This window comes from Bradyrhizobium sp. SHOUNA76, from assembly GCF_023006445.1.
In the GTDB taxonomy this organism is placed as follows: domain Bacteria; phylum Pseudomonadota; class Alphaproteobacteria; order Rhizobiales; family Xanthobacteraceae; genus Bradyrhizobium.
In genome coordinates this window covers 1-844 of the sequence record NZ_JALBHA010001005.1, presented here as the reverse complement: position 1 = coordinate 844, position 844 = coordinate 1, and the positions used below count along the sequence as shown (strand labels likewise).

At 64.2% G+C, this 844-nt stretch carries 1 protein-coding gene and 1 pseudogene; both read right to left on the bottom strand.

The genetic code is table 11. From position 1 onward, the window contains the following. Positions 1-435, bottom strand: a 435-nt coding sequence (locus MOV74_RS39305) for an alpha/beta fold hydrolase (protein ID WP_246933004.1), incomplete at its 3' end; no start/stop codon positions are given. A 124-nt stretch (positions 436-559) separates the two neighbouring features. Next, positions 560-844 (bottom strand): annotated as a pseudogene (locus MOV74_RS39300) (hypothetical protein); the annotation flags it as partial.

Here is an 844-nt window from a genome sequence, read left to right as displayed (position 1 = left end):
GAGAACGTCGCCATTGGCGACGTTCTCGCCGGGGCCGGTGCCCTCGATCAGGCCGCCGATGCCGATGCCGCCGAGGATCGCCGAGCGCAGGCGCTGCGGCTCGTTGAGGGATAGCCACGCCGCCATCCGTCCGCCCATCGAATAGCCCATGATGTCGGCCTGCGGGATGGCGAGATGATCCATCAGTGCGAGCACGTCGCCGGCCATCACGGGAATCGAATATTGCGCGGGCTCGTAGAGCTTTGCGCTTTCGCCGTGGCCACGATTGTCGAGCGCGATGATACGGCGGCCGTTCTTGCGCAGCTCCGAAACCCAGGTCGGATAGACCCAGTTCACGTTCTTGCTCGAGGCAAAGCCGTGCACCAGGATGATCGGATCGCCCTCGCCTTCATCGAGATAGGCAATTTCAACGGCGCCGTTGTGAAAGCTCGGCATCATCAGTTCCGTGAGGTCTTGAGGGGGAATGGTTGATCTTAGAGCACGATCCGGAAAACCGTGCAGCAGTTTTCCGGCAACATCATGCTCAAACAATAACCTCAGGCGCGATGGCAATCGCGCTTCAGGCCGTGACGGCAGCGTCCGCCAGAGCGGCTTCGGCTGCGATCTGAGCCCGGCGAAGCCGCCGCGCCCGCCTGCGATCGCACCAGGCCTGGGTGAGGCGCTCGGTCGTCGCCTTGATGGAGGAGAGAAGGCCGAACAGCGTCAGTGCCGCACTGAGCAGCCAAAGCGCCAGATCGAACGCACCGCCGATCAGCAGCAGCGCGCCGCGGCCGAGCAGCTTCATGATCGCGCGCGTCTTGCCGCCTTGCGCTTCTGCAAGCCGAGCGGCGCGCGCGACGTCCTT